Source organism: Vagococcus humatus (genome assembly GCF_003950325.1).
Lineage (GTDB): Bacteria > Bacillota > Bacilli > Lactobacillales > Vagococcaceae > Vagococcus_C > Vagococcus_C humatus.
Map to the genome: position 1 here is coordinate 207,774 of NZ_PXZH01000001.1, position 26,480 is coordinate 234,253.

Here is a 26,480-nt window from a genome sequence, read left to right on the forward strand (position 1 = left end):
AAAAAAGCTTTCCGAATTTATTCGGAAAGCTTTTTTGCGTGATAAGTTGTGAATTAATTAGACTAGTGTTTGAAAGTCTGTTAGTTCACGGTTTTGTGAATGAGCCACAGAAGGGTTAACTAAATATCCCTGATAAGTATTTAAGCCTTTAGCTAATGCTTCATTTTCAAGAGCGACTTGAGGTAAGCCTTTGTTAGCAATTTCTAAAGCGTAAGGCAAGGTAACGTTTGTTAAAGCCACTGTAGACGTTTTAGCAACAGCACCTGGCATATTAGCTACTGCGTAATGAAGAACTCCGTAGCGCTCATAAACCGGTTCGTCATGGGTAGTAATGTGATCAATGGTTTCGATACAACCACCTTGGTCAATTGCTACGTCAATAATCACTGAGCCAGCTTCCATGCTTTGAACCATCTCTTTAGTCACTAAAGTAGGAGTTTTAGCTCCTGGAATAAGCACTGTTCCAATCACTAAGTCTGCCTCTTTAACAGCCCGAGCAATATTAATTGGGTTAGACAGTAGAGTTTGGATGTTGTGACCAAATAAGTCATCTAACTGGCCTAAACGTCTAGGAGAAATATCTAAAATAGTGACATTAGCTCCCATACCAATGGCAATTTTAGCAGCGTTAGTTCCAACATTTCCCCCTCCGATAATGACGATGTTACCTCGGTGAACGCCTGGAATACCTGATAGTAAAATACCTTTTCCACCTTTTGGTTTTTCTAAAAATTCTGCTCCGATTTGGACAGACATTCTTCCAGCGATTTCACTCATAGGAGTTAATAAAGGAAGAGAATTGTCTGATAGCTGAACCGTTTCATAAGCAATACTTGTCGTTTTATGTAAAAGTAATGCATCTGTTAATTCCTTAGCAGGAGCTAAATGGAGATATGTATATAAAATTAAATCTTCACGTAAGTAAACATACTCAGAAGGAAGGGGTTCTTTGACTTTGATGACCATATCAGCTGCCCAAGCTTCTTGAGGAGTGTTGACAATCGTCGCTCCCATTTCTTTATAGGCTTCATTTGTAAAACCAGCTGTTAACCCAGCGTTCGTTTCAATATGAACTTGGTGACCTTGTGTAACAAACAGTTGTACTCCAGTTGGTGTAATACCTACCCGGCTCTCATTATTTTTTATTTCTTTTGGTATTCCAATAATCATATACATCTCTCACTTTCTATTAGAATATGATGACAGTATATCATTAAACTCTAATAAAACCTAAAAAATGTAAAAATATATGAAAATAAACTGAAAACTTAATAAATTATTTAGTTTTGTCGCGAGGATGTAAGCCAAAAGGCACTCTATTTTCTGTTCCTTCTTTGATTCGTTTAATATTATCTTTGTGACGATAAAAGATAAATAAGGTGACTGCTAAGGCGATACTAGTCAAAAATAAATCAAATTTAGGAAAAATAGGTTGCCGGAAGAAAGGAAGTAAAACAGTCGATAGCGTAATTAAAGTCGCGCTAATCATACTAGCCAGACTAACCATACTAGTGATAAATAAGGTAATAACAAAAATAGCGGCAGAATATACGAAAAATAATGGTTGATAGCCTAGCAACATGCCAGCACTGGTTGCCACTGCTTTGCCTCCTTTAAAGCCAGCGAAAATAGGAAAAGTATGACCTAAAATAGCTGCTAATCCAAACCATAAAGGGTTAATAGGCACATGGAATAGTTGAGGAAGAAGAGTGGCAATGGTTCCTTTTAAAATATCCATCACTAGGACAGTGACTCCTGCTTTTTTTCCTAGTACGCGAAAGGTATTAGTTGTGCCAGAATTGCCACTGCCAAATTGTCTAATATCTTTTTTAAAAAAGAGTTTGCCAATCCAAACCCCTGAAGGAATAGAGCCTAGTAAATAGCCACAAATAGCTAATAAAATAATGGTTAACATGAAAACACCTCACAATTAGTTTAAAACAAGGTACTTACTTTTGAAAAATCTTTTTCTAAAGGAGTCCCTGTGTGTTGAAAATGCTGATAAATATCTGAAAGAGAATCAGAAATAAAAATAGCCTCTCTTAATTCTTTTTTGGTGAAGCCCTCTTTGACCATGTAATCTAAAAAGTTTCCTAAAAAATCATAATAGCCAGCTACATTATAAAAAGCGAAAGGTTTTTGATGAAGCCCAATTTGTGACCAAGTAATCACTTCAAAAATTTCTTCCATAGTGCCACATCCGCCAGGTAAGGCAATAAAGCCGTCAGAACGGTCCATCATTATTTTTTTCCGGGTATGCATGTCAGGCACTGAGATAAATTCAGACAAGCCTTCTAAGGCAATTTCTTTGTTTGCTAAATGTTGGGGCATCACCCCTAAAACAAATCCTTGTTGGTTGAGAACAGTTTGGGCTAATTTTCCCATCAGTCCAATTTTTGAGCCTCCGTAAACTAAGCCTAACTGATGCTGAACTAGCCATTGACCCAATTCGGTAGCAGCCTTGGCATAGATAGGTTGGTTTCCTGGACTTGAACCACAATACACAGCAATATTTTTCATTAGTATTAACTCCTCCAATTACGGTTATCCAAGAGTCTATCTTAGCATAATTTGGCTTTAGATGGATAAAATTCCTTAAAATTCTTGTCTATTCTTTTCATTTTTTTTGAATTCATGTAGTATAATAGATGAGTCATTAAAATACAGCAACGTATGGTGATCACATTTAATGAGGAGGGGTAGTATGCTAGCAGGTGGACAAACTTCAGATTTTATTTTGATTGGTGCTTTAGTCGCTAGTCTTTTAGCGTTAGTAGTTAGCTTAATATCATTGATTAAAGTGATTAATATGGAAAACGAATTAAAAAGAAGCAGAAAAAAAAGTCGTCGTCGAAAATAAAAAAACAGATGGCATAGAGCTAAAAAAAGTTCTATGCTTTTTTTATGAAATAGATAACCTGTTAACTGCTACTTTGCAAATAAATTATTTTAGCGTATTATGAGACAAGTATTTGTGTAGATAGACACTGATAATCTATATAAGGAGTTAGATGCATGGTTAAAAAACAAGTAGAATACAATGATGCTTCCATCCAAGTGTTAGAGGGATTAGAAGCAGTTAGAAAACGTCCAGGAATGTATATTGGCTCAACCGATGCTAGAGGACTACATCATTTAGTTTATGAAATTGTAGATAATGCAGTAGATGAGGCATTGTCAGGTTACGGAAATGAAATTGACGTCACTATTCATCAGGATAATAGTATTAGCGTGCAAGATTATGGTAGAGGAATGCCAGTAGGAATGCATACATCAGGTGTTCCCACTGTGCAAGTTATTTTTACTGTGTTACATGCTGGCGGAAAATTTGGGCAAGGTGGTTATAAAACCTCTGGTGGTCTTCACGGGGTAGGAGCTAGTGTGGTCAATGCTTTGTCTAAATGGTTAATTGTTCGGATTGTCCGAGAGGGTATCAGCTATGAACAAAAGTTTGTAGAGGGAGGAAAACCTGAAGGCGGTTTGCGTAAACTTGGAAAAACTAGTCAAAAAAATGGCACCTATATTCATTTTTTACCAGATGATACTATTTTTTCTACTATTCAATTTTCTTATCAAGTTTTAGCAGAGCGCTTACGAGAGTCTGCCTTTTTATTAAAAGATGTGAAAATCACTTTAAGAGATGAACGCAATGAAGAGCCTGTTGAAGAGGTATTTCACTATGAAGAAGGGATTAAAGAATTTATTAGCTATTTAAATGAGGAGAAAGATGCGTTAACTCCTGTTATCTATTTTCAAGGGATGAAAGAAACTATTGAAGTAGAGTTTGCTTGTCAGTACAATGATGGCTATTCAGAAAGTATTTTATCCTTTGTTAACAACGTGCGAACTAAAGATGGTGGAACACATGAAGTAGGGATGAAAACTGCTTTAACTAAGTCTTTTAATGAGTACGCTAGAAAATCTGGACTGTTAAAAGAAAAGGATAAAAATTTAGACGGGACTGATTTTAGAGAAGGATTGACAGCCATTATCTCAGTGAGAATCCCAGAAGATTTATTACAGTTTGAAGGACAGACAAAAGGTAAGCTAGGTACTCCGTTAGCTCGAACTGTGGTTGAAAATGTGATTAGTGAACAATTAGTGTTTTTCTTACAAGAAAACAATGATATGAGTCAAGAGCTAATTAGAAAAGCCTTAAAAGCTAGAGAAGCAAGAGAGGCTGCTAGAAAAGCTCGAGAAGAAAGCCGAACAGGTAAAAAACGGAAAAAAGGGGAGTCTCTTTTATCTGGTAAATTAACTCCAGCTCAGTCTAGAAACCCTAAAAAAAATGAATTGTATTTAGTGGAGGGAGACTCTGCAGGAGGTTCTGCTAAACAAGGCCGAGACCGCAAATTCCAAGCTATTTTACCGTTACGAGGTAAAGTAATTAATACGGAAAAAGCAAAACTTCAAGATGTTTTAAAAAATGAAGAAATTAATACGATGATTTATACCATTGGAGCCGGCTATGGCCCTGATTTTTCACTAGAAGATTGTAACTATGATAAAGTCATTATTATGACCGATGCGGATACAGACGGGGCTCATATTCAAACCTTGTTATTAACTTTCTTTTACCGGTTCATGACACCACTAGTTGAAGCAGGTAAAGTCTATATTGCTTTGCCACCTTTGTATAAAATTGAAAAAGGTAAGAAACTAGATTATGCCTGGACAGAGGAAGAATTGGCTCAATTAACGAAAAAATACGGCAAAGGCTATTCTCTACAACGTTACAAAGGACTAGGGGAAATGAATGCGGATCAACTATGGGAAACGACGATGAACCCAGAAACGCGAACGTTAATTCGAGTAACCTTAGATGAAGATGATGGCACTTCTGGTAGTAATGAAAAAATAGTTTCTACTTTAATGGGAGACAAGGTAGATAAAAGACGCCGTTGGATTGAACAAAATGTGGCCTTTACCCTAGAAGAAGATGGTAGCATTTTAGATCATTCTGTCGTAGATGCGCCAGCTAACGTCCCTGAAAATTTACCAGAGATTCAAGAAATTAGTTTATTTGATGAAAGTGATGAATGAGAGGAAGAATTGAAGTATGAACAATCATTCAAATGAGATTCAAGAATTAGCGTTAAAAGATGTAATGGGAGACCGCTTTGCGCGGTACTCTAAATATATCATTCAAGAACGGGCTTTACCTGATATAAGAGATGGGTTAAAACCGGTTCAGCGCCGAATTCTATATGCGATGAATAAAGACGGCAATACTTTTGATAAAGGGTTTCGTAAATCAGCTAAATCCGTAGGGAATATTATGGGGAACTACCACCCTCATGGAGATAGCAGTATTTATGAAGCCATGGTCAGAATGAGTCAAGACTGGAAATTGTCTGAAATTTTAATTGAAATGCATGGAAATAACGGGAGCATGGACGGAGATCCGCCAGCGGCTATGCGGTATACAGAAGCTCGTTTATCAGAATTAAGTAGTGAGTTGTTAGCAGACATTGAGAAAGAAACCGTAGAATTTGTTTGGAATTTCGACGATACAGAAAAAGAACCTACTGTGTTACCTGCTCAATTTCCTAACTTGTTAGTCAATGGATCGACTGGGATTTCAGCTGGTTACGCTACAGAAATCCCTCCACACAATTTAGGCGAAGTCATTGACGGGACTATTTACTTAATTGATCATCCTAAAGCGACCACTGAAAAACTAATGACCTATATTCCAGCACCAGATTTTCCTACAGGAGGCATTTTGCAGGGAGCAAAAGAGATGCAAAAAGCTTATGAAACTGGTAAAGGCCGAGTAGTGTTACGTTCTGAAACTGCCATTGAAAAAATGAAGGGTGGCCGAGAACAAATTGTGGTCACGGAAATACCTTACGAAGTGAATAAAGCAAACTTAGTTAAAAAAATGGATGAAATTCGCTTAACTAAAAAAATTGAAGGAATTGCAGAAGTTCGAGACGAAACAGACCGGACAGGGTTAAGAATTGTGATTGAACTTAAAAAAGAAGCTAGTAGCGAAGGAATTTTAAACTACTTACTAAAAAACACAGACCTTCAAATTAATTATAATCTAAATATGGTAGCGATTGACGAGCAACGACCTAAACAAGTAGGTTTAAAACACATGTTAGAAGCCTATGTGAGTCATAGAAAAATGGTGATTACAAGACGCAGTCAATTTGAGCTACAAAAGGCTCAAAAACGAGCTCATATTGTAGAAGGATTGATTAAAGCTTTATCCATACTAGATCAAGTTATCCACGCCATTCGAAAGAGTAAGGATAAAAAATCTGCTAAAACACATTTAATGGAATTATTTGGTTTTACAGAGGATCAAGCAGAAGCCATTGTTTCTTTACAATTGTACCGGTTAACCAATACAGATGTAACGGCTCTTCAAAAAGAAGCTAGCCAGTTACAAGATAAAATTCAAGAACTACAATTAATTTTAGACAATGAAAAAGAATTGTTTAAAGTTATGAAAAGTGAACTAAGAAGTATTAAGAAAAAATATGCACATCCTCGTAAAACAGCGATTGAAGCAGAGATTGAAGAAATAGTGGTAGAAACGGAAGTCTTAGTACCAGAAGAAGATGTTATTGTAACTATTACCAAAGAAGGCTACTGGAAACGTAGTAGTACCCGTTCTTATGCAGCCTCTAAACCTGAAGAGATTGGCATGAAAGATACCGATCATTTAGTCTTTGCCAAAGAATTAAGCACCTTAGATCATTTGTTAATGGTGACAGATAAAGGCACGATGCTCTACCGCCCTGTTCATGAGTTGCCAGATTTAAAATGGAAAGAGGTCGGAGAACATTTATCTCAAGTAATTAATGGTTTAGACGCAGATGAAAATATTTTAGCAGTGTTTGATTATCACGAGATGGATCCTAAACAACACTTTTTATTCGTGACTAAAAATGGCATGATTAAGCAGACCAAAGTATCTGAATTTGCTCCTTGGCGAACGTATAAGAGCCGAGGAACTATGTGTATGAACTTAAAACAAGCAGACGAACGCTTAGTTAATGTGTATCTAGTACCTGAGGATAGTAAGCAAGATGTGTTCTTAGTCAGTGCTAGAGGATTCGCGTTAAGGTTTAATCTGTCTGAGGTTACTGTCGTAGGCGCTAGAGCTGCCGGGGTTAAGTCTATGAACTTACGTGAAGGAGATCAAGTGGTAAATGGTATTTTACTCCGAGAAGGAGAACCCACCCCTATTACCATTGTGACTCAGCGGGGAGCTGTTAAACGGATGCGAGCAGAAGAAATTGAACAATTGACCCGAGCAAAACGAGGGTTGATGGTTATTCGCACCTTAAAAAATCAACCTCATGAAATTCGTTACATGGGAGAATCAAGGGATCAATTGACTTTAATGACGGCTGATTATCAATTCCATTCAATTGAAGAAAATGATTTTCCAATAAGTGACCGAACAAGTAACGGTTCATTCGTAACAAACGAAGATAAAGAGGGAGAAGTTGTGGAAGTCTTCCAAACCCTTGATATACAAGAGTTACGACAAGAAAACAGTGAAAAAAGTTAGTGAAAAAAGGAACATTCTATAACGAGTGTTCCTTTTTTTATAACAATTTTTAGGTCTGTTATAGTACAGATAAGAGCTATATTAATACAGTTTCACAGCTGATAGATATTGTTATATTAAAGTTATTACAAAATATAAACCTTTTAACATCAAGGTTTTAAAGAGTTTTTTAGTTAAAATAAAAAAATATAAGAAAAAGTTTCACGAAATACTTGTGATTTTTTTATCTTGTGTTATACTGTGTTTGTAAAGCTGTTACACCTTAAGAAAAGGTGAGACATAGAAGAACTTTTAGGAGGCATATTCATGGAACAATGGAAAGGGTTTAAAGGCGAAAGCTGGAGAAACAAAATTAATACAAGAGCTTTTATCCAAGATAACTATACTGAATATACTGGAGACGATTCATTCTTAGAACCTGCAGCTCCAAGCACTGACAAATTATGGACAAAATTACAAGAATTATTTGAAGTACAACATCAAAACAATGGTGTTTACGACATGGACAAAGATATTCCAGCAACCATTACTTCACATGGTCCTGGTTACTTAATTAAAGATGAAGAAAAAATCGTTGGACTACAAACAGATGTGCCATTGAAACAAGCATTTATGCCATTTGGTGGTATCAAAATGGCTCAAAACGCACTAAAATCAAATGGTTACGAAACAAGCGACGACATGGAAAAAATCTTTACAGAATGGAGAAAAACTCATAACCAAGGTGTTTTCGATGCATATACACCTGAAATGAGAGCAGCTCGTTCTAACAAAATTATTACTGGTTTACCAGATGCTTATGGCCGTGGCCGTATCATCGGTGACTACCGTCGTATTGCTCTTTACGGAATTGATTTCTTAATTGAACAGAAAAAATATGACTTAGCACACGTTGGTTATAAAGAAATGACAGATGATGTGATTCGCTTACGTGAAGAAGTGAATGAACAAATCCGTGCTTTAGCTGATATGAAAGAAATGGCTGCTTCATATGGCTTTGATATTTCTAAACCAGCTGCTAACGCTCGTGAAGCAATCCAATGGACTTACTTCGGTTACTTATCAGCAATTAAATCTCAAAATGGTGCAGCTATGTCTATTGGACGTATCTCAGCATTCTTGGATATTTATATTCAAAGAGACTTAGAAAATGGTGTGATTACAGAAAACGAAGCGCAAGAATTAATTGACCACTTAATTATGAAATTACGTATGGTTAAATTTGCTCGTACACCTGAATACAATGAATTATTCTCAGGTTACCCAATTTGGGCAACATTATCTATCGCTGGTATGGGTGTTGACGGACGTTCATTAGTTACTAAAAATGATTTCCGTATTTTACACACCTTAACTAACATGGGACCATCACCAGAACCAAACTTAACTGTTTTATATTCTTCTCATTTACCAAAAGGATTCAGAACTTATGCAGCTAAAATTGCTAAACAAAGTTCATCTATCCAATTTGAAAATGATGACTTACTACGTAAAAACTGGGGATCAGATGACTGTGCGATTGCATGTTGTGTATCTGCAACAGTTGTTGGTAAAGATATGCAGTTCTTTGGTGCTCGGGCTAACTTGATTAAAGCTGCTTTATACGCAATCAATGGTGGTATCGACGAAAAAACTAAAAAACAAGTGGGACCTAAATACCGTCCAATCACTGGTGATAAATTAGAATTTGACGAATTTATCGAACGCTACAAAGATATGTTAGATTGGTTAGCTGAATTGTACGTTAACACATTAAACGTTATCCACTATATGCATGATAAATATGCCTATGAAGCTCCTCAAATGGCTTTAATGGATACTAACTTAAACCGTACATTCGCAACAGGTATTGCTGGAATTTCACATGCTGCTGATAGCTTAATGGCTATTAAATATGGTGAAGTAGAAATTATTCGTGACGAAGATGGTTTAGCAATTGACTACAAACCAACTAAAGAATTCCCTACTTACGGAAATGATCAAAAAGAAGCAGATGACATGGCTAACTGGATCTTAAACTACTTCATGGATCAAATTAAACGTCATCATACTTATCGTAACTCTCGCCCTACTACGTCATTGTTGACAATTACATCAAATGTTGTGTATGGTAAAGCTACAGGTAATACACCAGATGGACGTCGTGCAGGTAAACCATTAGCTCCAGGTGCTAACCCAAGTTACCGCGATGGTAAATACTTAGGTGAAAAACATGGACTACTTGCTTCATTAAACTCAACATCTCGTCTTGACTACTCATGCGCATTGGACGGTATTTCAAATACTCAAACAATCAACCCAATCGCTTTAGGTAAAGAAGATGATACAAGAGTGGATAACTTACGTAACGTTTTAGATGGATACTTTGACAAAGGTGGTTACCACATTAACGTGAACGTGTTCTCTAATGACTTATTATTAGATGCACAAAAACACCCAGAAAAATATCCTAACTTAACTATTCGTGTATCAGGATACGCTGTTAAATTTAGAGATTTAACACCTGAACAACAAGCAGACGTTATCTCAAGAACTTCACATGAATCTATGTAATAAATAAGGAACAACTTTTTAAGAAGGGGTGGCAATCTGTCACCTCTTCTTTTTAAACTTGAAGCCTAAGAAAAGAGGAAAACATATGACAGAACCAGTAATAGGTAGAATTCATTCAACAGAAAACTTTGGAACCGTTGATGGACCAGGTGTTCGTTTTATTATCTTTACCCAAGGCTGCCGTATGCGTTGTCAATTTTGTCACAACCCAGATACTTGGAAAATTGGCGGAGGACATGAAAGAACAACGGACAGTTTACTTGAAGAAGCTTTAAAATATCAAAGTTATTGGGGAAAAGACGGTGGAATCACTGTTAGTGGGGGAGAACCTTTACTCCAAATGGACTTTTTAATTGATCTGTTTAAAAAAGCCAAGAAAGAAGGCGTTCATACTACGATTGATACTTGTGGTCGTCCTTTTACTCGGGAAGAACCTTTCTTTAGTCAATTTAATGAACTAATGACTTATACAGATTTAATTTTATTTGATGTTAAGCACATTGATAATGAGCAACATAAAATTTTAACGCAAAATCCAAATGATAGTATCATTGAAATGGCTCGTTATTTATCTGAAATTAATAAACCAGTCTGGATTCGTCATGTGTTGGTTCCTGAACGTAGTGATTACGATGAATATCTGATTCGTTTAGATGACTTTATTAAAACCTTGAATAATGTAGACAAAGTTGAGGTGCTTCCTTATCACACTATGGGTGTGTATAAATGGGAAGAGCTAGGGTTAGAGTATCCATTAAAAGGAATTGAATCTCCTAGCCAAGAGCGCGTGAAAAATGCTCGTAACTTACTTCATGTTCAAGATTATAAAGGTTATTTGGCTAGACAATCCCAAGAATAACTTGAAAATAAAGGCTTCTATGAGGAAGTCTTTATTTTTTTTAGGCTGTAAAGAAAAAACACTTTACAAGTCGGAGAAAAACTGCTAAACTATCATTTGTGAGAAAAAATATGGAGGTGACATCAAAACATGTCAGTTAAAATTCGCTTAAAACGTATGGGTTCTAAAAAGAAACCTTTCTATCGTATTGTAGTTGCTGATTCACGTTCTCCTCGTGACGGACGTTTCATCGAAGCAATTGGAACATACAATCCATTAGTTGATCCAGCACTAGTTACTATTAAAGAAGACTTAGTGTTAGATTGGTTAGCTAAAGGAGCTCAACCTTCTGATACAGTTCGTAATATCCTTTCACGTGAAGGCATTATGAAAAAACATCATGAAGCAAAATATGAAAAAAAATAAGGTGGGCTGAGTTATGACAGATGTCAAAGAATTGGTATTAACCATTGTGCGACCATTAGTCAGTCATCCTGAACAGGTAACCTTAGATATCGTAGAATCAAAAGATTTTTACGAGTATAACTTATCTGTACATCCTGATGATATTGGACGAATTATTGGCAAACAAGGTCGAGTGGCAAAAGCTATTCGGACGATTGTCTATAGTGTCCGTGTCAAAGGACCTAAAAAAGTTCGCCTGAATATTTTAGACGACAAATAGACTAAAACTCTCAAATACTTAGTGTTTGAGAGTTTTCTATTAGTTAGAAGTTATCTGGATTACAAAAGGAGATAGCCATGGAAGATTATTTAACAGTAGGAAAAATCGTTAATACCCAAGGAATTAAAGGAGAAGTACGAGTTATTTCCAAAACTGATTTTGCTAAAGAACGGTATCAAAAAGGACAAACCCTCTTTTTATTTCAAAAAAATCAAGCCAAACCGATTCCCTTAGTGGTAGATAGTCATCGTCAGCATAAAAACTTTGACATTGTTCGTTTTAAAGACCACCCATCAATTAATGACGTAGAAAAATACCGAGATGGTGTGTTAAAAATTGCTCAATCTGATTTACATGCATTATCTGACCATGAATTTTATTACTATGAAATCATCGGGGCAACAGTTTGGGATGAACACAATGAAAAACTAGGTGAGATTAGTGAAATTTTAGCACCTGGAGCCAATGATGTGTGGGTAGTTAAACGAGAAAATAAAAAAGATGTGTTACTGCCTTATATTGAGTCTGTTGTTAAACATGTAGATGTTCAGAATAAAGAAGTGTTTGTAGAAGTACCAGAGGGGTTAATTGACGATGAAGATTGATGTATTGACTTTGTTTCCTAAAATGTTTGAAGGACCTTTAACAGAGTCTATTTTAGGGAAAGCCCAAGACAAAAACTTACTGGATATAAATGTGGTCAATTTTAGAGACTTTTCAACCAATAAGCATCAACAGGTGGATGATTATCCATATGGTGGTGGCGCAGGCATGCTGTTAAAAGTTCAACCCATTGCAGATGCTTTAACTAGCATTGAAGAAAAACACCCTACAACCAAAAAACGCGTGGTGTTACTTGATCCAGCAGGCAAGCCCTTTAACCAAAAGTTAGCGGAAGAATTTTCTGAGGAAGAACATTTAATCTTTATTTGCGGCCACTATGAAGGCTATGATGAGCGGATTCGTTCATTGGTCACAGATGAAGTCTCTTTAGGAGATTACGTGCTAACAGGTGGAGAGCTAGGAGCTATGGTGATGATTGATGCCACTGTCCGTTTATTACCAGAAGTTTTAGGGAATGATGAGTCTGCTAAAACAGATTCTCACTCTACTGGATTGCTTGAGCATCCACAATACACTCGTCCTGCAGATTATAACGGGTTAACGGTGCCAGAGGTCTTAACTAATGGCAACCATAAATTAATTGAACAGTGGCGCTTAAAAGAGTCTTTAAGACGGACGTATTTAAGACGACCTGATTTACTAGAAACGTTGACTTTCACTAGTGAGATGGAAAAAATGCTAGATGAAGTGAAAAAAGAAGAGAATAAAATGAAAGACTAATAAAAGACTTTACTTTCATTTTAAGTTTATGTTATACTTTTCAAGTGAGTGTTTCACTCACCTATTACAACATTCCGCTGCGATTTTACTTTAACGCAAGAATGTTCAGTACAAGGAGACGGATAAAATGAATCCATTAATTTCAGAAATTACAAAAGAACAACTACGTTCAGACATTCCAGATTTTCGCCCTGGTGACACATTACGTGTGCATGCGAAAGTTGTGGAAGGTACTCGTGAACGTATCCAGATTTTCGAAGGTGTATGTATTAAACGCCAAGGCCAAGGCATTAGCGAAACTTACACTGTTCGTAAAATTTCAAACGGTGTTGGGGTAGAACGTACATTCCCTGTACACACACCACGTGTTGAAACAATCGATGTAGTTCGTCAAGGCCGCGTTCGTCGTGCTAAACTTTACTACATTCGCGATCGTCATGGTAAAGCAGCAAGAATTAGAGAAATTCGTCGCTAATTATCAGAAGCAATTAAAAGCCTTTGGAATTTTCCAAAGGCTTTTTTTATTTTGCTTAGGAATTGATTTTTTTAAAGACTCTTTTATAATGAATATACGGATGATAGACAAAGGAGGAAATCTCATGCCAACAATGAATGATGTGGCCAAATTAGCAGGGGTTTCTAGAGGGACTGTTTCGAATTATGTGAACGGAGTCCAGGTAAAAGAAGCTTCGCAAAAAAAAATTCAAGCGGCGATTGATGAGTTGAATTATGTCCCTAATATCACTGCTAGACAATTAAAATTACAAAGATCCAATCTTGTTGTGTTTATTTTACCGACAACAAGAACTCCATTTTTTTCAGAATTAGTCTATGGTATGCAACAAGCCCTTAATCAAGTAGGGTTTAAAATGTTGCTATGTAATTCTAACAATCAAATTGAAGAAGAATTAGACTATATTCAAATGGCAAAAGAACAAAAAGTAGCAGGAATCATTACCATTTCCTATAGTGAGTTAGGTCCTTATTTAACCACAGACGTTCCGATTGTTTCGATTGAAAAACGATTAGCTCCTCATATTCCCTGTATATCCTCAGATAATTATGCAGGCGGACAATTAGCAGCTCGTCTGTTACATAAAAAACAAGCGAAGAATTTTCTTGTCATTACTCGGACAACATCCAAAAGTTTAGTAAATTACGGCGTTCGTGTTCAAGGATTTATGGATTATTGTGAAAAGAACGATATTTCAGTTACAAAATTTGAATCCTACCAACATGAAGAAAATTTTTATCCTGAATTACGTCAATTCTTAGAAACTCAGTATCAACAGACTTGTCTTTATGATGGTATTTTCGCAGTAGCTGATCAATACGCTGATTTTTCAGTAGGTATTTTAAAGCAATTAGGCTATGATGTTCCAGCTGATATCCAAATCATAGGCTTTGATGGTGGCCGCATGTATCCAGAACAACCTGCCTACTTATCTTCCATTAGACAACCTGTGTCTGATATTATTAAACAGTGTGTGAGTATCTTGCAACAGTCATTAGAACACCCTAATCAAAAAACAGTGGATCCTATCTTATTACCTGTATCTTATTTGGAAGGATTAACAACTCGTTAAAAAAATTTGCAAATGGCTAAGTTTTATAGTAAAGTAAGTACATAAATATGGAACGTTCCAAATAATTGCGTTTAGCGGTTATTTGGATTTTCTAGCAACGTATTTGGAACGTTCCAAATAAAAGGAGAGTTGGCATGAAAAAGTTTGTAATCGCTTCACATGGAACCTTGGCAAAAGGCATGAGGCAAACCTTGGAGTTATTTGTAGGAAATGATTTAGATATTACCTATATGAGTGCTTATATTGAAGGAGAAAAAGATATAGGTGAACAAATCAATACTTATGTATCTTCATTAAGTCATGAGGATCAAGTTGTGGTGTTTACCGATATGTATGGAGGCAGTGTGAATCAAAAATTTACTTTAGCGGCAGAGGGTTATCCTCAAATGTTTATTGTAGCAGGGTTTAATTTACCAGTTATGCTTGAAATTATTTACGGGGCTGATACTTATACAAGAGAAAATTTGCAACAATTTATTGAAAAGGGTCAAGAAGCGATGCAATTAGTTGAACCAAAAGAAAAGCTTGAGCAGAATGCTCCCAAAAATGACAATCAGTTAACGACAGACTTAACGGAAAAAGAAGAAACTAAACCATTAGCAGCAAATGGTATTATGCCAACTACTTTAAGAGTAGATGAACGATTAATACATGGCCAGATTGCTATGGTTTGGTCTAAAGCCCTTAATTTAGAAGGGATTTTAGTAGCAAACGATGAAGTATCTCAAAATGATACACAACAAATGGCATTAAAAATGGCAGTTCCATCAGGGATTAAGGTACTAATTCGTTCAGTTGATGAAGCAGGGGAAATTTTGCAGGATTTACGAGCTCCTAATAAACGTTTATTGGTGTTAGTTAAAACAATTAAAGATGCTGTAAGGTTAGCAGAACAAGTGCCTAATATGAGTTATATTAATATCGGCAACGTGGGAAAAGCAGTCACAGGTGAGAAAGAAACCTTAACTCAATTTGTTATGTTAACAGCTGAAGAACGTCAATCATTAGCAGAATTAGTTGCTATTTATCCTGAAACTGCCTTACAAAATGTACCATCAGACAAAAAAGAATTAGCTCAGACATTTCTAGAAAATTAGAGGAGAGAAAAAATTATGTTATTAGAAGCATTTATTGTTGCCTTAGTAGTCTTTTTAACAGTGGGTGGTCAAGAGTTATTAGGCTTTACTATGTTAGGTCGACCTATTGTAATCGGTCCTTTATTAGGGTTATTACTTGGAGATATCCAAACTGGTTTATTAATTGGGGCGGCTTTAGAAACTATTTTTATGGGAGTCATTAATATTGGTGGGGCTAGTTCTGCAGAACCAGGTTTAGCTACTGCTTTAGCCACTGCTTTTGCGATTAATATGCATGCTGGGGTGGAAGTAGCCATTCCTATTGCTATTCCTTTAGGTATTATTGGCTTACAAATAAAAACTTTACTATATGTAGCAGTTGTCGGTCCTTTTGCAGTGAAATTTGATAAACTGGCAGAAAATGGTGACAGCCAAGGAATAGCGAAACTTCATTTTGGCTTGTGGGGACTACAGTGGTTTATCTATTCATTAATTCCTTTCTTTGCTATTTTATTTGGTTCAAAAGCGACTCAAAGAGTTTTAGAACAAATACCAGAAGTGATTGTTCATGGCTTGAGCATAGCTGGAAATTTATTGTCAGCAGTGGGAATGGCCATGTTATTAAAAATCTTATGGGATAAAAAAGTTGGAGTATATTACTTTTTAGGCTTTATTTTAATTGCCTATTTTAAAACACCACTGATTGCAGTAGCGGTTTTAGCTTTAATTATTGCTATTGTCACAGCTAGTCGTGATATTGATTTGAAAAAAATTAAGCAACAGTTAACTAGTGTACCAACTGCACAAAATGCTAGTCAAAAAACGGCAGCAGAGCTTGAAGTAGATGAATTTTTTAAATAATTAGGAGGAAATATGACAATGACACAGCATATCAACACCCATACACCAACAGAAAAGACATTATTGAAACAACTATACTGGCGCTCATTTACTTTATATGCAGCTGTAACTCCTTCTAAACAAGGAGCTTCCGGTTTTTCTTATGCTATGCAGCCCTTTTTAGATGTTTTTTATAAAGGGGATGAAAAGAAAAGGAAAGATGCCATGGTGCGTCAAATGTCTTATTTTAATACAAATATTGCCATGTATCCCTTTATATTAGGGGTAGTTGCTTCTATGGAAAAAGAAAATAGTGAAAAAGATGATTTTAATTCTGAGTCGATTAATGGTATTAAAACAAGTTTAATGGGACCTTTAGCAGGAATTGGGGATTCAGTTTTTTGGGGAGTGTTAAGAACTCTGTCAGCAGGTATTGCAGTGAGTTTAGCACAAGCAGGCAATGTATTTGCCCCTATCGTATTTTTGGCTCTTTTTAATTTACCTGTTCAGTGGTTACGCTTTAAAGGAGGAGAACTTGGGTACACTCTAGGTTCTAATTATATTTCTAATTTATACGAAAATGGTTTAATCAATATTTTAACTAAAGCAGCTAGCATTGTAGGACTGGCCATGGTTGGGGCTATGACTAGTCAGATGGTAGTGTTAGATATTAAGTGGAACATGGTAATGGACGGGGAAGTCGTGATGAACATCCAAGAGATGTTGGATCAAATTTTTGTTGGACTTATTCCTTTATCTATTACATTGTTTAGTTTTTATTTATTGAAAAAGAAACAGATTTCCATTAACTATTTAATTGTGGGCATTATTATACTAGGCATTATGCTATCTGTATTAGGGATTGCTTAGTGGAAGATGTAAGAAAGGGGAAAATAATGGGTAGCAAATGGTGGAAAGATGGAGTTATCTATCAAATTTATCCTAAAAGTTTTAAGGATAGTAATGGAGATGGTATAGGAGATTTAAAAGGGGTGGAAGAAAAATTACCTTATTTAAAAGAGTTAGGCATAGATGGTATTTGGCTTAGTCCAGTGTATCTTTCTCCTCAAATCGATAATGGCTATGACATTTCAGACTACTACCAAATTGATCCGATGTTTGGGAATAATCAAGATATGGAACGTTTGATTCAAGCAGCACATCGTCTTGATATCAAAATTATTATGGATTTTGTGGCAAATCATACTTCAGATCAATGTGAATGGTTTCAAAAAAGTCGACAATCTAAAAACAATCCCTATAGTGACTATTATATTTGGCAAGATCCTAAGCCAGATGGTAGTGCTCCAAATAATTGGGGGTCTAATTTTGGCGGGTCTGCTTGGACATTTGATCCTATAAGACAACAATACTATTTGCATTATTATGCCAAAGAACAACCAGATTTAAATTGGGAAAATCCTAAAGTTCGTCAAAGTATTTATGACATGATGAGATATTGGCAAGCAAAAGGGGTAGACGGATTTCGTATGGATGTGATTACCTCGATTTCAAAAGATTGGGGTTTTAACGATAATCCGCAACCCTACACAACGGTTAATCAACAAAATGGTCCAAGAATGCATGAATTTATTCATGAAATGAACAAAGAAGTACTGGCTCCTTTAAATTTGATGAGTGTGGGAGAAGCGCCTGCTGCTACTGCTTCAGATGCTCATTTATTAGTGGATCCTAACCGAGAAGAATTAGACATGATTTTTACTTTTGAACACATGCACATTGATAGAAAAAAAGGAGATATCAATGGGCGTTGGGCGTTACAAGCACCTGATTTTGTCGCTTTAAAAAGAATAATGAGTGAGTGGCAATCAGAGTTAGCTGAACAAGGATGGAATGCTTTATATTTTGAAAATCATGACCGAGCTAGAATTATTTCTCGTTGGGGAAATGATACTACTTACCGCTATGAATCAGCTACTGTTTTTGCTACTCTTTTACATGGCATGAAAGGAACCCCTTATATTTACCAAGGGGAAGAAATTGGTATGACTAATCCTAAATTTAATTTGGATGAGTATGTAGACATTGAACTCCGAGGAAATCATCAGTATTTTGTAAAAGAGCAGAAAAGTATCAGTGAAGAAGAATTTTTAAAAGCCGTGCATAAAGTCAGCCGAGATAATGCCCGTACACCTATGCAGTGGGATGATAGTAAGCAAGCAGGCTTTACAACAGGGACACCTTGGCTTTCTGTCAATCCAAATTACCGAAGTATTAATGTAGTTAAAGATAGACAAGCAACTAAATCAATTTTTAACTATTATCAGCAGTTAATTCATCTTCGGCATACAGAACCAATTTTAAAAGAGGGCAGCTATGAATTATTATTACCTGATCATCCAGCAGTTTTTGCTTATAAACGTCAAGACCAGCAAAAAACATGGTTAGTGATTGGTAATTTGTCTGAAGAAGAACAGGACATAAGCAGTATATTACCTGATCAATCTCAATTTATCATCCAGAATCAAGTTCGCAGTGATTTACAAGCACCACTTCAGCCTTATGAGAGTTTTATTTTAGAAGTGATTTCTGAAAAAGTCTAATCTTGTAGTAAGGAGTCATATAATAAAAACCGGAAACCACTAAACAAGTGATTTCCGGTTTTTTATTAATTAAGAGAAATATGTGCCCGGGTTAAGGCTTTATAAACAGTTACACCAATAAACGAAGCTAACCAAGCTTTTAAGATGCCTGGTAAAATAAAGGGAATAAAACCGTTAGCCAAAGCCCCTTGCCAGTTTAAATTCGCTGCCACTTTTAGCCAAAGAGTCCCAAAGATAAGAGTAACAATAGCGCCAATAATATTAGCGATGGTTGTCCAAGTTACTGTATATTGCCCTCTTTTTTGAATAAGATAACTAGTAATTAGTGTGTTAAAGATGAATCCGACTAAATAGCCTCCTGTTGGTCCAACTAAAACGCCTAAACCACTGTTAAACCCTGCAAAAACAGGCAGTCCAATCCCTCCTAATAATAAGTAGATGCTTACAGCAATCGTGCTGTTTAAGGGAGATAAAAGTGTTGCAATAATACCTACGCCTAATGTTTGGCCAGTTAACGGAACAAAGCCTAAAGGGATAGTAATTTGAGCTAAAACGGCGATAATAATAGCAGACTGACCATTGATGATCCATTGTTTTAATTTAGTATGTGTCATGTGTGAACTCCTTATAATAGTTAACGTGTCATTTAATTGTTAACCTCTTTTTTTTATAGGTTAACATTAAGTGTAAATTTTAGCAAGTTAATTTTTTCCATAAAATAAAAAACCTTCAACTGAGGGTTAATCAGTCGAAGGTTTTTCAGCTAGTTCTGAAGAGTCAGTGATCATGTGGAAAGGAATTTTTTGTCTGTTTTCTAACCAAGCTTTTGCTTCTTGATTAATCTGTTTTAAATCGACTCCTTGTTCTTTAGCAGCAAAAAGACAACCACAATAACATTGCCGGTAAATATCGTACTCTCGGCACATATCAATGGAGCGTTTATAACCATTATTTTTTTTGAAATCACTAGGTAGGTAACTCACTTGATAAAATTCTTGAACTTCAATGCCAATATGATTAATCAGTTGACTATTTTTTTTAGGAGAAATGGTTAGGGCACTACCAAAATAATCAAAGCCTAATTCTTGAGCTTTTTCGGCGACTAAATCTAAACGAAGCTCAAAACAAGCATGACAACGTTCTCCTCCTTCTGGTTCTTCTTCTAGATGCTTTTCTTTAACCATATGAATAAAGTCATTGGGTTTATAGGGAGCACTGATAAAGCCTACTTGGTTACCAGTCTTAGCGTTAAAGGCTTCGATAAAATCTTTTTGAACTTGTTCTCGTCTTAGATATTCTGTTCGTGGATGAATGTTTGAATTAGCGAAATACACACTAACCTGTGCATATTGACACAAATATTCTAAGGTATGGGTACTACAAGGTGCACAACAACTATGAATTAAAATCTTTGGTTGAATTTGTTCTTTTTGCCAAGTTTGAATCATTTTTTGTAGTACGCGGTCATAATTTATTTTTTGATTTGGATTCATTTTTTCTAAAATTTCAAGACTATTAATTAACATTTAGCGTAACCTCTTTATTTTTTTATCTCTTAATGAACCTATTGTAAGTAAAAACAAGAAAGAAGGCAATGACTGTTTTGCTATAGATTAAAAAGAATTCCTAATGTATCAGTAAAAAAAGACTTTTCAATTATGAGATAAACTGCTATCTTTAATGAGATAAGAATAAAGGAGGCCACGTGAATTGAAAGGAAAAGAGAATTATCAGCGAAGGGATTTATTGATAAAATTAGCAGTCATTATCTTAACTGGTGTGCTCAATGCGGTAGCATTAAACATGTTTTTAATTCCTGCCCATGTATTTTCAGCAGGCATGAATGGTGTCGCTCAGTTAATTTCAGGAGCAGCAGATATGTTTGCTGGGATTAAAATAGATACAGGGTTATTAATTTTTATTTGTAACATACCTGTTTTTATTTTAGGTTGGTTGAAATTAGGCAAAGGAGCCACTTTTTATAGTTTATTGACTGTCGCATCTGTCTCGTTTTTAACTGTGCTGGTACCTAAAGTCGTGGTCACAGAAAATATTATGTTGAATGCTATTGTTGGGGGAGTATTAGTAGGGATTGGAGCAGGTTTGTGTTTGAAATACGGCTTTACAACAGGTGGTATGGACTTACTTTCTTTAATAATTTCTAAGTCAACAGGGAAAACAGTCGGATCTTTAATCTTTTTTATGAATTTGATTATTATTTTATTTGCCGGTGTTTTATATGACTGGGAAAGTGCTTTGTTTACCATTGTATCTATTTTCTGTTTGAGCCAAGTGGTAGATGTTATTCATACCAACAGTCAAAAAATTACCGTGTTCATTGTGTCTCCAAATCATAGTCAAGATATTTTAGTTAAAATTAGAGAAACAGTGATGCGTGGTACAACTTTAATGCCAATTCGAGGGGGCTATAGTGGTCAAGAAGGCAATATGATTATGATTGTTTTGAACCGTTATGAGCTATATGATGTTGAACGTATTGTGGGAGAAACCGATCCTACTGCTTTTATGAATGTTATTCCTACGCAAATGGTTATGGGAAATTACTGGACAGAAGAGCAGCAAAAAGAGATGATGAGTCAACGGAAACAACAAGAAATCGAATTATTAGAAAAGTAGGCTAGTCTTAGCCTATCTTTTTTTATTCGTTTGTATGTATGATAAACTAAGGTTAAAAAAATAGGAGGTCATCTAATGATTGTGATAAAAAAAAGAGTGATCGAAACTATCCCAGTTTTAGAGGTAGTGGCTAGTGAATATGAAAATAAGCCGATTCCTTTAGTTATTTTTTATCATGGCTGGACCAGTGTCAAAGAACGGGTGTTAAGTCACGGATATGAGTTAGCTAAACAAGGCATACGAGCTATTTTGCCTGATGCTATTTATCACGGAGAAAGACAGGGGAAAAGCGATTTTACCAAAGTAGATTTTTGGGAAGTAGTAGGTCAAGCCATTAAAGATTATCCGCAAATAATTAATTATTATCAAACGCAGCAGGTAATTTTAGAGCATAAAATAGGTGTGAGTGGTCTTTCTATGGGTGGTATGATGACGTGTGGGTTAATAGCGACTTATCCTGATATTAGTAGTGGGGTGTGTTTGATGGGAACCCCCTGTTTTGTTGCCTATTCCAGACAGCTTTTATCAGAAATGCCTTCTCTTGATTCGTTGTCTAAGGAGAGCATTCAAAAAGAATTAGACCGGTTGAAATTAATGGACTTGAGTTTTCAACCAGAGAAAATAGCAGGAAGACCTGTTCATTTTTGGCATGGAACAGAAGATCCTGTAGTGCCTTTAACGTTAACTGAAGACTTTTTTAATCAAATTAAAGAAAATGATTATGCTAGCGCAGTGACCTTTACCACCACAAAAGATGGCCACGAAGTTCCCTATTCTGAAAGTGTTAACATGGCTAGATTTTTTGCTAAACAATTTATCGATTAGTTGAAAGCTTTTCTCATTTACAAATGTCCATTTTATTTGTATCATAGAAGAGAAGTAGTGACTGAAAGGATGAATGAAATGGATAAGGAATCAATGGAACATTTAACTGAAGCGGAAAATGTTTCAGAAGAAATAAAGCAAGAAGAATTACCTTGGTCAGAAGAAGAAATGGCAAGCATCCAGGACCGTGTGATGGCAGCTCTAGAAACAGTCATTGACCCAGAATTAGGGATTGATATTGTGAATCTAGGTTTAATATATGGCATCGAATTTGATAGTAATGGATTTTGTTCAGTTAAAATGACTTTAACAACTATGGGGTGTCCTTTAGCAGATGTTTTAACAGAAGATATCCAAAATGCGTTAAAAGATGTGCCAGAAGTCACCGGTTCAGAAGTAAAATTAGTTTGGTATCCTGCATGGACAACGGATAGAATGAGCCGTTACGCACGGATTGCGTTAGGGATAAGTCGTTAAGTCATTTAGTTAAGTTGTGTTGTAAGTATAAGCTTCTCTCGCTAACTTTTTTAGGTTAGTAAGAGAGGCTTTTTATTTTAAATATGTTTATCCATAAAAATAAAAAAGAGGAAAAAAGAAGAGAATCATATAGTAATAATTCATATATAATAATGATGTAAAAATAAAATTTATAACAATCAATAGGGGGTATCTGTTTATGAAGAAAAAAAATATTATGGTAGGATTATTGGCATTAGTTCCCTTAGCGTTTCCAGTGAGTGTAAGTGCTAATGACTTAGCTACAAAAGGTGTTGCTGTTAAAATACAAGAAGGAACTAGTAGCATTGAATTTAATGAAGGAACAACTCAGGAGATTACTTTTGATCTTTCACAATTACCTATGTCTGAGACAGTTACAGAAGAATTAAACATTGATGCAACGATAAATAATCCAACGTTAAAAGAGTTTACTGGATATGTAACTGCCACATCACAGGGTGCAGGACTAGCTGTGAAGAGTGGTGAGCAAGAGATTGCTATAATTTCTAACACTGCTCAAAAACTTAATACTGCTAAGTTAGAAGGAACATTTCAGGCTAAATTGACTTTAGCAGATGTGGTAAGTACTGAGGGATACTCTATTACATTGACTGCTACAGATGTTTCACCATTAGTACCCTAAGATTAGTAATTTTTATGAAATTAATGGAACAAAATAGTCAAAAATATTTTTTCATAGAGTTATGTGGTTTTTTGCTACTTATTCTACTAGGAATTTTATCAATGGCCCAAACGGTATATGCAAATGATCAATATTCACCACCATTAAAAGTAGAAATAGAATCAAATGAAGGGGTAACGAATTCGAAAAATATTCAACTCTCACCTGAATTGAATAAAGAATATCATTTTCTAGCTACAATAGTTAATATGAGTCATGAAGTAATGGATGTAGATGTTTTTTCTAGCATTGGTGTTTCAACAAATAATGGTGTGGCTTATGTAAAAAACACAAAGAATTTATTGAACCCAGATTATGATTTAGGTAAGTATGTGAAGATACAATCCGATGATGGCGAGCTAAAAGATGGAATTATACGGTTAGCAGCCAATCAAAGTAAAAAAGTTAGAATAACAATTAAAATGACCCGAGAACTTGAGGGAGAAATATTAGGGGGAATAAACTTTTCTCAAGTTCTTAAGAAAAAAGATAATAACAAGTCGGTTGGGATTATTCAAGTATATCAAAAAGTAATAACAGTTCGTCTTAAGTTGAATAGACTAACCGAACAAAAGAGCCAAACCTATGATAATTTTAAATTTGTTAATACTAGTGACAATGTCGTAAGTCTTGGATATTATGTTACAAATAATAATCCCTTAGTAGTGTATGCTAATGCTGGTTCTTATAAAGTGATAAATCCTAATCAAAAGGTTATTGCGGAAGGTAATTTAGAAAAAGATCACATTATACTAGCACCTTTGATAAAAACACAATTAAGTGTGCCGCTACTAGATCAATCAGAATTAGTCTCTGGGTATTATCAGTTTATTGTTACAGAAGATGGGGAAGAAACAAGTGTCAAATTTCTTTTTTCTAGAGATCAAATAGAAAAACTGGCAGAAAAAGTAAGTGTAAATAGCAATGTTGTTGTCAAGTCTAAAAAGGAGGTTTGGATACGGAGAATTTTAGTTGCTGTTATTATTGTTTTGACTATTTTAGTAACTAAATTATATATTTATAATAAAAAAGCTTAAAAGAAAAATTTCTTTTAAGCTTTTTATTGTTATTAATTTTTCAAGATATTTTATGAATATATTTGATTATTAAATTTAACTAAGTCCAAGTATATTTAATCAATATTTTATAGCATAATTATATAAGATAGTTGTAGCCTATAAAGTTTAAAGAAAGTGAGCAGACTACATGGAATTATGGAAGAAATTTTTAACAATGAAAGAAATTAAGAAGATAAAATTAATTGAAGAAATAATTAACAAGTCAGAAGTTTCTGTAGATTATTTAGCAAAGAAGCTTTCAACTACTAATAAGTTAATAAGAGGGTTATTAACGGAATTAAATATTGAACAGAAACAATTCTATGAAGATTCAATAGAATATTATAATATTGAAAATAGAATGGTAAGGTTGCCTAAAAAGATAAGTGAGGACACTTATACAATATTTTATTTATATTTAAGAAAAAAATACCTAAACGAAAATCCTACTTTTAAAATTTTAATATGTTTTTTAACAAATAGGGAGTTAACCATGCAACAGATTTCTCATCATTTAAATTATAGCTATTCTTATTGTTATAAATTAATAAGTAAAGTCAATAATTTTTTTAAAGAAACAGGTTATGATTGTTTTATCTATAAAAATAAATATTATTTACAGATTAGAGGTAATGAGAATCAGATAAGATTATTAAGTTATATGATTATAACATTAGCTAACAAAGGACATGAGAATTATAATAATTATTCATACGCTAATATATCTGTTAGTAACACGACAAAATTTGAAAATATTTTAAAAATATTCAGTAGTGCAATAAAAAAAGGATATGTTTTGAAAGAAAATATAGATGAAGAATTAGCTATTATGGATATTATATACAAGGAAATTCATTTAGGTTTCTATAAAAAGTTTGGATATTTAAACTTGAAAAATAGCCAGGTATATGAAACTGAAAAAATGTTTTTTTATTTATTTATTACGTATTATTTACCGGAACATTTTTCTTCTGATTTTGGAAGAAAAGTATATGCTAATCTTAAAGATTTGAAAAATACTATTGTCTTAAAGTCCACAGAGATTCTTGAATGGGTAGAAAAAAAGTATAATTTACCAAAGGAGTTTCATGAGTTTTATTTGTTTCATTTTATATATATATATATTACTATGAATAAATTATGTCCAAAGATTACGATGTTAGAGGATAATATGATTAGCTATGCAAATTCGCATGTTGAAAATATAAGTCGATACATATATGATTCTTATCAAAATGAAATGCCGCAACAAACACTTCAACTATTTAGTTTTAGAGTATCGGAGTTGCTTTATTCGTATATTTATCAAACGCTAATTAATCCAGTTAAGATTGTTATTTACTCAACTTGTTGTTCCGATGAGGTTATCCTTTTTAAAAATGCCATCAATAGTCTGTATTCAAGTAAAAGTATACTTATTGTTGAACAAGTTGAGGACGCTGAAATTGTTATTTCTGACAGTTTAATTAAATTAAAACCAAATCAAACTTTCTTCTATTTTGAAGATTTTCATTGCACTAAATCTTGGAAAAAGTTATGTGAGTTTATCCAAATGAAAATAATAGAAAAAAATTAAACTTAAGTTAGCAACAAAAAATATCCATTAGGTACAAATTGAAAGATAAAGGAAACTATTGTTATTTTGTGATAGTTTTGATATATATATATTTAACTTTTAAAAAAAATGAGTAAAAATAGATGAAAAATAGGTAAAAGTGTTATAGAATAACGTTTAGTGAGAAAGCCATTTTCAAAAATGGATC

Annotated in this window: 26 protein-coding genes; 21 read left to right on the forward strand and 5 right to left on the reverse strand. The window is 34.6% G+C overall.

The window, feature by feature from the left end:
• Positions 1 to 57: 57 nt before the first annotated feature.
• The 3 genes from ald to C7P63_RS01015 form a co-directional block, all read right to left on the reverse strand.
• The gene (ald, locus tag C7P63_RS01005) at positions 58 to 1,170 is read right to left on the reverse strand and encodes an alanine dehydrogenase (RefSeq protein WP_125942297.1); all 1,113 of its coding nucleotides are present in this window, start codon (positions 1,168 to 1,170) and stop codon (positions 58 to 60) included.
• Positions 1,171 to 1,276: 106 nt separating this feature from the next.
• On the reverse strand, positions 1,277 to 1,915 hold the full coding sequence (plsY, locus tag C7P63_RS01010; RefSeq protein ID WP_125942298.1) for a glycerol-3-phosphate 1-O-acyltransferase PlsY: 639 nt from the start codon (positions 1,913 to 1,915) through the stop codon (positions 1,277 to 1,279).
• Between the two features lie 20 nt (positions 1,916 to 1,935).
• Positions 1,936 to 2,520, reverse strand: a complete 585-nt coding sequence (locus tag C7P63_RS01015) for an LOG family protein (RefSeq protein WP_125942299.1) — start codon at positions 2,518 to 2,520, stop codon at positions 1,936 to 1,938.
• A 184-nt stretch (positions 2,521 to 2,704) separates the two neighbouring features.
• On the opposite strand from C7P63_RS01015, the gene C7P63_RS10240 reads away from it, so the two are divergent.
• From C7P63_RS10240 to C7P63_RS01085, 15 genes are all read left to right on the forward strand, one after another.
• The gene (locus C7P63_RS10240; RefSeq protein ID WP_165863735.1) at positions 2,705 to 2,860 is read left to right on the forward strand and encodes a hypothetical protein; all 156 of its coding nucleotides are present in this window, start codon (positions 2,705 to 2,707) and stop codon (positions 2,858 to 2,860) included.
• Positions 2,861 to 3,015: 155 nt separating this feature from the next.
• Complete coding sequence (gene parE / locus C7P63_RS01020; RefSeq protein WP_125942300.1) at positions 3,016 to 5,043, forward strand: DNA topoisomerase IV subunit B; 2,028 nt, start codon at positions 3,016 to 3,018, stop codon at positions 5,041 to 5,043.
• A gap of 16 nt (positions 5,044 to 5,059) precedes the next feature.
• Positions 5,060 to 7,531: a DNA topoisomerase IV subunit A gene (gene parC / locus C7P63_RS01025; protein WP_125942301.1), complete on the forward strand. Its 2,472-nt coding sequence runs from the start codon at positions 5,060 to 5,062 to the stop codon at positions 7,529 to 7,531.
• 306 nt (positions 7,532 to 7,837) lie between these two features.
• Complete coding sequence (gene pflB / locus C7P63_RS01030; RefSeq protein ID WP_125942302.1) at positions 7,838 to 10,084, forward strand: formate C-acetyltransferase; 2,247 nt, start codon at positions 7,838 to 7,840, stop codon at positions 10,082 to 10,084.
• Positions 10,085 to 10,169: 85 nt separating this feature from the next.
• Positions 10,170 to 10,943, forward strand: coding sequence for a pyruvate formate-lyase-activating protein (pflA, locus tag C7P63_RS01035; RefSeq protein ID WP_125942303.1), 774 nt, complete (start codon positions 10,170 to 10,172; stop codon positions 10,941 to 10,943).
• Positions 10,944 to 11,072: 129 nt separating this feature from the next.
• Entirely contained in the window at positions 11,073 to 11,348 is a 276-nt protein-coding gene (gene rpsP, locus C7P63_RS01040; RefSeq protein ID WP_125942304.1) for a 30S ribosomal protein S16, read from the forward strand.
• Positions 11,349 to 11,361: 13 nt separating this feature from the next.
• Complete coding sequence (locus C7P63_RS01045) at positions 11,362 to 11,607, forward strand: KH domain-containing protein (RefSeq protein WP_125942305.1); 246 nt, start codon at positions 11,362 to 11,364, stop codon at positions 11,605 to 11,607.
• Positions 11,608 to 11,684: 77 nt separating this feature from the next.
• Entirely contained in the window at positions 11,685 to 12,212 is a 528-nt protein-coding gene (gene rimM / locus C7P63_RS01050) for a ribosome maturation factor RimM (protein ID WP_125942306.1), read from the forward strand.
• Entirely contained in the window at positions 12,202 to 12,951 is a 750-nt protein-coding gene (gene trmD / locus C7P63_RS01055) for a tRNA (guanosine(37)-N1)-methyltransferase TrmD (RefSeq protein WP_125942307.1), read from the forward strand. The genes rimM and trmD overlap by 11 nt, the downstream gene beginning before the upstream one ends.
• A 127-nt stretch (positions 12,952 to 13,078) precedes the next feature.
• Complete coding sequence (rplS, locus tag C7P63_RS01060) at positions 13,079 to 13,426, forward strand: 50S ribosomal protein L19 (RefSeq protein ID WP_125942308.1); 348 nt, start codon at positions 13,079 to 13,081, stop codon at positions 13,424 to 13,426.
• A 124-nt stretch (positions 13,427 to 13,550) separates the two neighbouring features.
• Positions 13,551 to 14,537, forward strand: coding sequence for a LacI family DNA-binding transcriptional regulator (locus C7P63_RS01065; RefSeq protein ID WP_125942309.1), 987 nt, complete (start codon positions 13,551 to 13,553; stop codon positions 14,535 to 14,537).
• Positions 14,538 to 14,671: 134 nt separating this feature from the next.
• The gene (locus tag C7P63_RS01070; protein ID WP_125942310.1) at positions 14,672 to 15,634 is read left to right on the forward strand and encodes a PTS sugar transporter subunit IIAB; all 963 of its coding nucleotides are present in this window, start codon (positions 14,672 to 14,674) and stop codon (positions 15,632 to 15,634) included.
• A gap of 15 nt (positions 15,635 to 15,649) precedes the next feature.
• Complete coding sequence (locus C7P63_RS01075) at positions 15,650 to 16,474, forward strand: PTS mannose/fructose/sorbose/N-acetylgalactosamine transporter subunit IIC (RefSeq protein ID WP_125942311.1); 825 nt, start codon at positions 15,650 to 15,652, stop codon at positions 16,472 to 16,474.
• Positions 16,475 to 16,492: 18 nt separating this feature from the next.
• Entirely contained in the window at positions 16,493 to 17,323 is an 831-nt protein-coding gene (locus C7P63_RS01080) for a PTS system mannose/fructose/sorbose family transporter subunit IID (protein WP_125943048.1), read from the forward strand.
• A 26-nt stretch (positions 17,324 to 17,349) separates the two neighbouring features.
• Complete coding sequence (locus tag C7P63_RS01085) at positions 17,350 to 19,017, forward strand: glycoside hydrolase family 13 protein (RefSeq protein ID WP_125942312.1); 1,668 nt, start codon at positions 17,350 to 17,352, stop codon at positions 19,015 to 19,017.
• 65 nt (positions 19,018 to 19,082) lie between these two features.
• On the opposite strand, the gene C7P63_RS01090 is transcribed toward C7P63_RS01085, so the two are convergent.
• Together C7P63_RS01090 and C7P63_RS01095 are read right to left on the reverse strand one after the other, a co-directional pair.
• Positions 19,083 to 19,631, reverse strand: coding sequence for a biotin transporter BioY (locus C7P63_RS01090; RefSeq protein ID WP_125942313.1), 549 nt, complete (start codon positions 19,629 to 19,631; stop codon positions 19,083 to 19,085).
• A gap of 126 nt (positions 19,632 to 19,757) precedes the next feature.
• Complete coding sequence (locus C7P63_RS01095) at positions 19,758 to 20,543, reverse strand: epoxyqueuosine reductase QueH (protein WP_125942314.1); 786 nt, start codon at positions 20,541 to 20,543, stop codon at positions 19,758 to 19,760.
• Between the two features lie 184 nt (positions 20,544 to 20,727).
• Here C7P63_RS01095 and C7P63_RS01100 point away from each other — a divergent pair, with 184 nt between their 5' ends.
• From C7P63_RS01100 to C7P63_RS01125, 6 genes are all read left to right on the forward strand, one after another.
• A complete protein-coding gene (locus tag C7P63_RS01100; protein WP_243640777.1) occupies positions 20,728 to 21,654 on the forward strand; it encodes a YitT family protein in 927 nt (308 codons plus the stop codon).
• A gap of 75 nt (positions 21,655 to 21,729) precedes the next feature.
• On the forward strand, positions 21,730 to 22,479 hold the full coding sequence (locus tag C7P63_RS01105; RefSeq protein WP_125942315.1) for an alpha/beta fold hydrolase: 750 nt from the start codon (positions 21,730 to 21,732) through the stop codon (positions 22,477 to 22,479).
• A gap of 168 nt (positions 22,480 to 22,647) precedes the next feature.
• On the forward strand, positions 22,648 to 22,956 hold the full coding sequence (locus tag C7P63_RS01110) for a metal-sulfur cluster assembly factor (protein WP_424580135.1): 309 nt from the start codon (positions 22,648 to 22,650) through the stop codon (positions 22,954 to 22,956).
• 199 nt (positions 22,957 to 23,155) lie between these two features.
• A complete protein-coding gene (locus C7P63_RS01115) occupies positions 23,156 to 23,620 on the forward strand; it encodes a hypothetical protein (RefSeq protein ID WP_125942316.1) in 465 nt (154 codons plus the stop codon).
• Between the two features lie 101 nt (positions 23,621 to 23,721).
• On the forward strand, positions 23,722 to 24,696 hold the full coding sequence (locus tag C7P63_RS01120) for a WxL protein peptidoglycan domain-containing protein (RefSeq protein WP_165863736.1): 975 nt from the start codon (positions 23,722 to 23,724) through the stop codon (positions 24,694 to 24,696).
• A gap of 169 nt (positions 24,697 to 24,865) precedes the next feature.
• A complete protein-coding gene (locus C7P63_RS01125; RefSeq protein ID WP_125942318.1) occupies positions 24,866 to 26,293 on the forward strand; it encodes a helix-turn-helix domain-containing protein in 1,428 nt (475 codons plus the stop codon).
• Positions 26,294 to 26,480: the final 187 nt, after the last annotated feature.

Bases quoted from the DNA above. Each gene is read 5' to 3' on its own strand.
- C7P63_RS01045 (WP_125942305.1), top strand. From the start codon at position 11,362: ATGACAGATGTCAAAGAATTGGTATTAACCATTGTGCGACCATTAGTC.
- rpsP (WP_125942304.1), top strand. From the start codon at position 11,073: ATGTCAGTTAAAATTCGCTTAAAACGTATGGGTTCTAAAAAGAAACCT.
- C7P63_RS01075 (WP_125942311.1), top strand. From the start codon at position 15,650: ATGTTATTAGAAGCATTTATTGTTGCCTTAGTAGTCTTTTTAACAGTG.
- rplS (WP_125942308.1), top strand. From the start codon at position 13,079: ATGAATCCATTAATTTCAGAAATTACAAAAGAACAACTACGTTCAGAC.
- C7P63_RS01110 (WP_424580135.1), top strand. From the start codon at position 22,648: ATGGCAAGCATCCAGGACCGTGTGATGGCAGCTCTAGAAACAGTCATT.
- C7P63_RS01015 (WP_125942299.1), bottom strand. From the start codon at position 2,520: ATGAAAAATATTGCTGTGTATTGTGGTTCAAGTCCAGGAAACCAACCT.
- pflA (WP_125942303.1), top strand. From the start codon at position 10,170: ATGACAGAACCAGTAATAGGTAGAATTCATTCAACAGAAAACTTTGGA.
- plsY (WP_125942298.1), bottom strand. From the start codon at position 1,915: ATGTTAACCATTATTTTATTAGCTATTTGTGGCTATTTACTAGGCTCT.
- C7P63_RS01090 (WP_125942313.1), bottom strand. From the start codon at position 19,631: ATGACACATACTAAATTAAAACAATGGATCATCAATGGTCAGTCTGCT.
- C7P63_RS01115 (WP_125942316.1), top strand. From the start codon at position 23,156: ATGAAGAAAAAAAATATTATGGTAGGATTATTGGCATTAGTTCCCTTA.
- rimM (WP_125942306.1), top strand. From the start codon at position 11,685: ATGGAAGATTATTTAACAGTAGGAAAAATCGTTAATACCCAAGGAATT.
- parC (WP_125942301.1), top strand. From the start codon at position 5,060: ATGAACAATCATTCAAATGAGATTCAAGAATTAGCGTTAAAAGATGTA.
- parE (WP_125942300.1), top strand. From the start codon at position 3,016: ATGGTTAAAAAACAAGTAGAATACAATGATGCTTCCATCCAAGTGTTA.
- C7P63_RS10240 (WP_165863735.1), top strand. From the start codon at position 2,705: ATGCTAGCAGGTGGACAAACTTCAGATTTTATTTTGATTGGTGCTTTA.
- C7P63_RS01070 (WP_125942310.1), top strand. From the start codon at position 14,672: ATGAAAAAGTTTGTAATCGCTTCACATGGAACCTTGGCAAAAGGCATG.
- trmD (WP_125942307.1), top strand. From the start codon at position 12,202: ATGAAGATTGATGTATTGACTTTGTTTCCTAAAATGTTTGAAGGACCT.
- pflB (WP_125942302.1), top strand. From the start codon at position 7,838: ATGGAACAATGGAAAGGGTTTAAAGGCGAAAGCTGGAGAAACAAAATT.
- C7P63_RS01120 (WP_165863736.1), top strand. From the start codon at position 23,722: ATGGCCCAAACGGTATATGCAAATGATCAATATTCACCACCATTAAAA.
- C7P63_RS01105 (WP_125942315.1), top strand. From the start codon at position 21,730: ATGATTGTGATAAAAAAAAGAGTGATCGAAACTATCCCAGTTTTAGAG.
- C7P63_RS01095 (WP_125942314.1), bottom strand. From the start codon at position 20,543: ATGTTAATTAATAGTCTTGAAATTTTAGAAAAAATGAATCCAAATCAA.
- C7P63_RS01065 (WP_125942309.1), top strand. From the start codon at position 13,551: ATGCCAACAATGAATGATGTGGCCAAATTAGCAGGGGTTTCTAGAGGG.
- C7P63_RS01125 (WP_125942318.1), top strand. From the start codon at position 24,866: ATGGAATTATGGAAGAAATTTTTAACAATGAAAGAAATTAAGAAGATA.
- ald (WP_125942297.1), bottom strand. From the start codon at position 1,170: ATGATTATTGGAATACCAAAAGAAATAAAAAATAATGAGAGCCGGGTA.
- C7P63_RS01080 (WP_125943048.1), top strand. From the start codon at position 16,493: ATGACACAGCATATCAACACCCATACACCAACAGAAAAGACATTATTG.
- C7P63_RS01085 (WP_125942312.1), top strand. From the start codon at position 17,350: ATGGGTAGCAAATGGTGGAAAGATGGAGTTATCTATCAAATTTATCCT.